This window comes from Algibacter sp. (assembly GCF_049667265.1).
GTDB lineage: Bacteria > Bacteroidota > Bacteroidia > Flavobacteriales > Flavobacteriaceae > Algibacter_B.
The window spans coordinates 1-7,282 of record NZ_JBATHX010000454.1 but is presented as its reverse complement, the minus strand read 5'-3'; the positions used below and the strand labels follow the sequence as shown (position 1 = coordinate 7,282).

The 7,282-nt window shown below is 32.7% G+C and carries 4 protein-coding genes and 1 pseudogene; all 5 read right to left on the bottom strand.

All coding sequences use genetic code 11. The annotated features are described in order from the left end of the window. Nucleotides 1–2,045: pseudogene (locus WBN21_RS15680) on the bottom strand (hypothetical protein); the annotation flags it as partial. Between the two features lie 44 nt (nucleotides 2,046–2,089). Continuing rightward, nucleotides 2,090–2,569: a hypothetical protein gene (locus tag WBN21_RS15675; RefSeq protein WP_424201932.1), complete on the bottom strand. Its 480-nt coding sequence runs from the start codon at nucleotides 2,567–2,569 to the stop codon at nucleotides 2,090–2,092. A 373-nt stretch (nucleotides 2,570–2,942) separates the two neighbouring features. After that, a complete protein-coding gene (locus WBN21_RS15670) occupies nucleotides 2,943–4,856 on the bottom strand; it encodes an OmpA family protein (RefSeq protein WP_424201930.1) in 1,914 nt (637 codons plus the stop codon). Nucleotides 4,857–4,867: 11 nt separating this feature from the next. After that, entirely contained in the window at nucleotides 4,868–5,803 is a 936-nt protein-coding gene (locus WBN21_RS15665) for a PorP/SprF family type IX secretion system membrane protein (RefSeq protein ID WP_424201928.1), read from the bottom strand. Between the two features lie 12 nt (nucleotides 5,804–5,815). Then, nucleotides 5,816–7,282, bottom strand: a 1,467-nt coding sequence (locus WBN21_RS15660) for a gliding motility-associated C-terminal domain-containing protein (RefSeq protein WP_424201926.1), incomplete at its 5' end; no start/stop codon positions are given.

The window sequence follows — 7,282 nt, the reverse complement described above, 5'->3', positions numbered from 1 at the left end:
CAAGTAGGGTCTTCCACTAAAGTGCCTGCAGTAAATTGAATGCTAGCTGTAATATCTCCACTACAACTATCAGTAGCTGTTACAGTTCCTGAGTCACCAGGTACCGTATCTTCACAACTTATTGTTATAGCTGCTGGGATGTTTGCTAATACTGGATCGACTGTATCAGTAAGTGTAATAGTCTGGGTATAATCAGCAATAGTTACTCCACAAGCATCAGTAAAAGTCCAAGTATTTGTAAATGTACCAGCGTTTGGACAACTAGCATCAGGTACAAAATCCCCAGAAGTTTTTACTGGAATTAAGTTACAATTATTACCTAACGGCGTTAAAGCTACAGGCGTTAATCCTTGTGCAGTAGTTAATCCATCTGAGTCATCACATTCAAGCGTAGTATCCAATGCCCCTGGTTCGGTATCCCAGGATATGGTTGGCTGAATCACATTTATAATAGTTGGTGTTTCAGAACCCACACCACAAGCATCTATACTAGAAGAACTTTTAGTTGTTTGCGTTTCTGTATTTATAACGCCATTATATGTGGCTGTAAATTCCAACCCGAAAGATAGCGTACAGTCTTCTTTTAAAAAATAACATTCGTCCTGAATAATAAGATTAAATTCGACGTCTTCAATGGCAGGGTCTCCAGCCTCTACGTAACTATCTTCAACGGTAAACTCTAACTCCCATAATTCTGATACTGTATTGTATGTATATGTGTATGTCACTCCAGCAGGTAAACCTAATATCGGTTCTTGCAAAGTCAATTGAGGTGGAAGTGCTGAAAATATCTTAACATTTTGAGCATCATCATTACCTTTATTCTCAACATCAAAACTCGCAACGATTGGGGAACCTGGTGCTTGTGGAACACTATTTGCGTTGGTTACAACTTGAATTGGACCAAGGTTTGGTTTCCAGATGTCTATTGCTAATCCAATTAAAAACAGTCCATAGGTGTCTTGGTCAGTAGTGATTCTAAAATTCGCTAAATTTTGGCTATTTCCTATAATCGTATTGCTTGGGTTGTCTAAATCAAAAACAGCGGCATCAAAACCTAACGTATTTAAACTAGATGGATCTCTATCTGTAAAATCGGAGGTGCCGACCGTTATTCTACTATTGAAAAAATTACCACTAGGTCTCACAGTACCAACAGATATTGGTGTGTATACTCCTAGGGTATTTTGAATTTGAAATTGATTAGTTAATCTTCTATCTCCTTCTAAAGTTCCTATTACAATTTTTGCATTTACATCTCCTGCTGGTAAGGTTTCAAAACCAGTGAAAGGTATATCAACGGGAGGGTTTAAATAACGAATATGTGCATAACCGTCACGAATATTTATGTTTTTTGCCTGTAAATCTGGACTTTCATAAACAAAGACAATTTGCCACCCGCCTGAGACACCAGTAGGACCTGGTGAATCATCATCATGTTCTTCTAATTGTCCTATTTTACCCTCTACATTGGCTACTTGATATGTTCCATAAGGATCTGTTACAGCATTTACTTCAGTAGTTATATCTTTAACACAAACATATGGGTCATTACTAAAATGAGTATCTCGTCCTCTAAAAATTATTTCATCGGCATCATATTTTGTATAATCAGTTTCCCCTGGTAACATAAGCTTAATATCATCAAAATCCCATTCAGGTCGATTTTCAGAATTAGGGTCGTTCAGGTCTGGTTCTTGGTCTGATGCTGCCCAATACAAGAAAACTTTCTTAATTACCAAACAATTAGCGGTGGGAGCAGGATTAACCAAATTTGCGCTACTGGAATTGAACGTGTCAGGATCTGAATCGATATCTACATACACAAGATTACCTAATGCCGGTGATTGATTATCAAGTTCACCATTATAAGGGGCAGTTGCATCAACAGAAACCATATTATTTGCGATGATAGTGACGTCACCGTTTATATCTTCACTATAACGTGTTGAAAAAGGTTGTTGGGCATGTGAATAGGTACCTATTATAAGAAATATAACCAATATTAATTTATGGCATTTCAAGGATTTGGTAAAGGTCTTCATATTCTTATTGGTTAAATAATTATTGTAAAAAGCACTTTTTTTTCTTAATGTCCTGAAAAATTAGGATTTGGAATATAAGAGTTTATTTTAACTGATTTTTTATTATTGCTATTGATTAATTGAGCCATTATTTTGCAAATATTCATTGAGCCTAATCTTGCTTTAGCATGCTTCGTTATTTTAACAGTAAATTTGAGTGATTCTTTAGAGGATACCGTAATAGAATTTATATTTCTAAGTAAATCTTCACTCAAGATTTCTATAATTAGATTTTGATTGTTTTTATTATTACTATCATTTGAATCATCAACAGAGGATAATAAATCAAAGGTTAACTCTCTATTCGAATTATTTGTAATTGATAAAAGGTGAAAGTGAGGTATATTAGAATTTTCTTCATGACTATATTTGATAACTTTTAATATAAAATCATCATTTGATTTATCTTCTTGAGCCTGAGTTATTAAAGAAAAAGAGCATGTAATTAAAAAGAAGAAGAATATAAGAGTCGAGTTATTTTTCATAATTTTTGTAATGTTTTTTATCCTTTTTTAATATAACTGTTTTAATTTATAGAAATATTGCCTAATTAAAGGTTGTATGAATTAAAGAATAATAGTAATTTGTTTTAAGGAAAAAATGCGAGGGAAGTGCATTATTATTTAATAATGCTTTTTTTATTTTTGAAATTAGATTCGGGGTCATAATTTTAAATTTAAAGTAGGTAATACAAAAAAACATATATGTTCTTATTTGTTCAAATATAAATGCTAAATCACTTATAAATTCGTTTAATGGCTAAAATAAGCATTTTATCGCAATAAAATGCATTTTATCGATGTTTTAAATGGTTTCTCAATCCTAAATGCTTAATAATTAGTTGTTAAGCTAATATTTTTATTTTTTTAAAATATAAAAATAAGATCTACGGTTACTTTGATGTTCTGCTTCAGTACATCTTACTCCATTTGAACATTTATTCAAAAGCTGACTTTCACCATAGCCAATAGCGCTTTCAATTCGATTTTCAGCAATTCCTCTAGAAAATATATAATCTCGGGTTGATTTTGCTCTTTTATCAGATAATCTCATATTGTATTCATCTTTACCACGACTATCCGTATGTGCTTCAATTTTAATTACCATTGTTGGGTGAATCCTAAGTACATCTACAATATTTTCTAATTCATATTGAGCATCAGTTCTAATATCCCATTTATTAAAATCAAAATAAATAGGTTTAATCACAATTTGATTTCCTTGGATAAGGGATTCTAAATATATGTCCTTTTCAATTACAGTTCCGTTAATGTCATCTGTATTAACCTTTACGCGATCTTCAGTATAAGCAATTAATTTAGCAAAAACAGTATACTCTTTTTCACATTTCACACCGAATTCGTAGGAGCCATTTTCGGTAGTAACAATTTCTTCTATAATTTTTCCTGTTGCATCAATAAGTTTAACATGAACATTGCTTAAAGGTAAATCTCCTTTTTTATCTCTAATGATTCCCTTAATTGTTTGCACGCAGATTTTAGAATAAGCAGTATAAATATCGTCGTTTCCTTTTCCGCCTGGTCTATTAGAAGATAAAAAGCTTCTTTTGTTAGTATTTGTTGGATCTATAAAAAAAGCAAAATCATCGTAACCACTATTGTAAGGTGCTCCTAGGTTTTTAGGTTCAGCAATTGTATCTTTTATGAAATTAGATTTAAAAATATCTAATAAGCCAAGATTTAATCGTCCGTCAGATGAATAATAGAAGGTACTATCTTTACTGACAAAAGGAAACATTTCTCTACCTTCCGTATTTATTTTTGGCCCTAAGTTTATAGGGTTGCTAAACTTGTCGTTATCTAAAATATTTACTTCATAAATGTCAGTTTGCCCTAATCCACCATCTCTGTCAGAAACAAAGTATAATTTTTTATTATCAGGACTTAAAGCAGGATGCCCCGTTGAGAATATATCATCATTAATTGATAACTCTTTAATATTTTCCCAGCTTCCGTCGAGAAGTGTTGCTTTATATATTTTTAAGTGTGTTGTTCCTTTTTTGTCGAAATCAAGCTTGTTTTTTCTGTTAACATTATCCCTAGTAAAATACATGGTTTTACCATCATTTGTGATAGCTACGGTGGCCTCATGATAATCTGAATTGACTTTTGAAGCTTTTATTAAATCGGATGGTCCAAAATCTAATTTTAATTCGTTTTCTTTTACAGAAACCTGGTATAAATCTAAGAAAGGTTCGTTATTCCAACCATATTCCTTGGAATCATCAATACCTCTCGTTGAAGCAAAGTATAATTCATTATTTTTAACTAATGCCCCAAAATCGGAAAATTTAGAGTTAATTGGTAAATTTTCAATAGTAATAGCCAAGTCTTCGTTTTCAGAGTTAAGTTCTTCATATTTAACTAAATTGTCAGAACTATAATCTTTAAACCTACTATCGCTATTCTGAATTTCTAGAAATTTTTTAGTCCAAACATCTGCTTCGGTATATTTTCCTAAACTTTTTAAAGATTGGATATATTTATATAAATGCTCAGAATCAATTTTATATTTATCCGTGGCTTTTCCATACCAGAATGCTGCTTTTTCAGAGTTAGAATTATTGTAATAACAATCGCCCAAACGGGTTAAAACTTCCTCGCTTTTATCGCCGTCCTTAAATGCGTTTTCGTATAATTCACTAGCCTTTACATAGCCATAATTACTATAGAATTTATCAGCTAATTTTTTTTGTGCAAAGGTTATTCCAACGACAAAAACTAATAGTAATATTAAAAATTTTGTTTTCATATTAACTTTCTTTAGAAGTATCTAGGTGATTTAATACGTTTACTTTTAAATAATTCATACATCAATAATATTTCGTGAGTACCACTTGTGTATGCTCTAATTTCGGATATTGGATACTCATAGGTATAACCAATACGAAGTTGTTTTGAAACTTGAAAATCTGCCAATCCACCTAAAGCTGCAGCCGATTCATTTATTCTATAAGAAGCTCCAAGCCAAAAGGTTTCATTAAACAAGAAATTCCCTGTTAAGTCGAGCGATAGAGGAGCACCATTTGTTGCTTTTAATAATACGGCAGGCTTAAATTTTGTGGATTCACTTAAATTAAATACATAGCCACCTGTAAAATAGTAACTAACTCTTTCTAACGCTACATAATCAACACTTCCATTTTTTCCTTTATTGTAATCGGTATTAAGAACTCTAGGAGTTGAAAGTCCAATATACCAACGGTTAGAATGTAAGTATGCACCAATTCCAATATTAGGACTAAACCTGTTTGAAACGTCATCAAAAAATGGATCATTTTCAACTGAAGGATCATTTAAAAGTGATTGGTCAATATTATATTGTGTAAAACCACCTTTCAATCCAAAAGCTAATTTAGTTTTTGCACCTATAGGAATTGTATATGAAAAATCTCCATAAAAGTATGTGAAATTTTCATATCCTAATTTATCATTTATAAAAGACACCCCAATACCAACACGATCATTTCTTAGCGGGCTATGTACAGAAATAGTTTGGGTTGTTGGCCCACCATCTAACCCAAGCCATTGGCTTCTGTGTAAACCAACTACACTCAATGTTTCTCTACTTCCTGCATAGGCCGGATTAATGGAGATGGTATTATACATATACTGCGTAAATTGTGGTAATTGTTGTGCAAAACCCATCCAACAATTGGCAAGTACAAAAATGATAATGTTATATTTTATTGACTTCATAGTTTTTTAGATTTATTTAGTACCCACGTAAAAAGCTTTAGCGAAAGGTTCTAATCCACTATTTTTTAAATTTATAATATAGAAATAAGTTCCATTAGGGACTTTTTCTGCTTTTCCAACTGATCCATTAGATGTAAATCCGTTCCAGTTATTTTGGTAATTAAAATTGTCGTAAATTTTTGCTCCCCATCTGTTGAATATTTGTAATTCTATAACGAAACCACAAGTCTCCACACCTGTAATTGTAAAGAATTCATTATACATATCACCATTAGGAGTAATTACTTTTGAAATGATAACGTCTTCTCTTCCACAAGGTAAAACGATACAATCATCATGTATTTCTAAAGTTACATTGGTAGTGCTTAAACAACCATTCTCGGCTATTGTATAACTGAATTTATAAGTTCCTAACGCCACAATTTCAGGGTCAAAAATACTTTCATCTAATATTGCAGTCCCTTCTACAATAACCCAATTACCGCCAGATTTTCCACTTGGCAAATAGTTGTCTAAATCTATGGCACCGTCATCTGTACAAGCTCTTTCACTTACGGTAGTAACGAAATCGTTTAGTGTAACCGAAATTACTTGAATGAAAGTTTGACTATTATCACATTCGTCGCTTACAGTCCAAGTTCTAGTAATTCTATAATCAGACGGGGCATTATTATCAAATGAACTAGTTTCTCCAAAAACAACATTTACTTCACTTGAACAATTATCAATAAACTCTATAGATGGTACTTCAGGAATATCCTCACAATTTACCGTTATAGATGATTCAATTGTTACGTTTGGTTCTGGTGCCTTAGTATCTTGAACAGTTATAATTTGAATATGCGTGGTAGTTAATCCATTTTGATCAGTAGCTATCCATTTACGCTCTAAAGAGTAATTTGATGAACAAGTACCGTCGGTTCTTGTTTCAGTAAAAACGATATTAACATCACCACAAGGGTCTGTAGCAGTTAATGTTACAGCATCTGGAACGCTATCACATTCATAGGTTTCATCTACTGGTAGTGTTTCAACAAAAACAGGGTCTATATTATCAATCACCGTGACTGTTTGCTCACAAGTTACTGAGTTGTTTGAACCATCTGTTACGGTCCATGTTACGATTGTTTCTCCAAGAGGAAAGGTATCCGGTGCATCGTTAGTAATAGTAGTTGTTGTACAGTTATCCTCAACCGTAGGTGTTCCTAAGTTAATATTTCCAATATCCGTGGTACATCCGTTAGCATCCACATTAACAGATACTGGCGCAGCACAGGTTACAAATGACGGTTCGATATTATCAATCACCGTGACTGTTTGCTCACAAGTTACTGAGTTGTTAGAACCATCTGTTACGGTCCATGTTACAATCGTATCTCCAAGAGGAAATGTATCTGGTGCATCGTTCGTAATAGTGGTTGTTGTACAGTTATCCTCAACCGTAGGTGTTCCTAAGTTAATATTTCCAATATCCGTGGT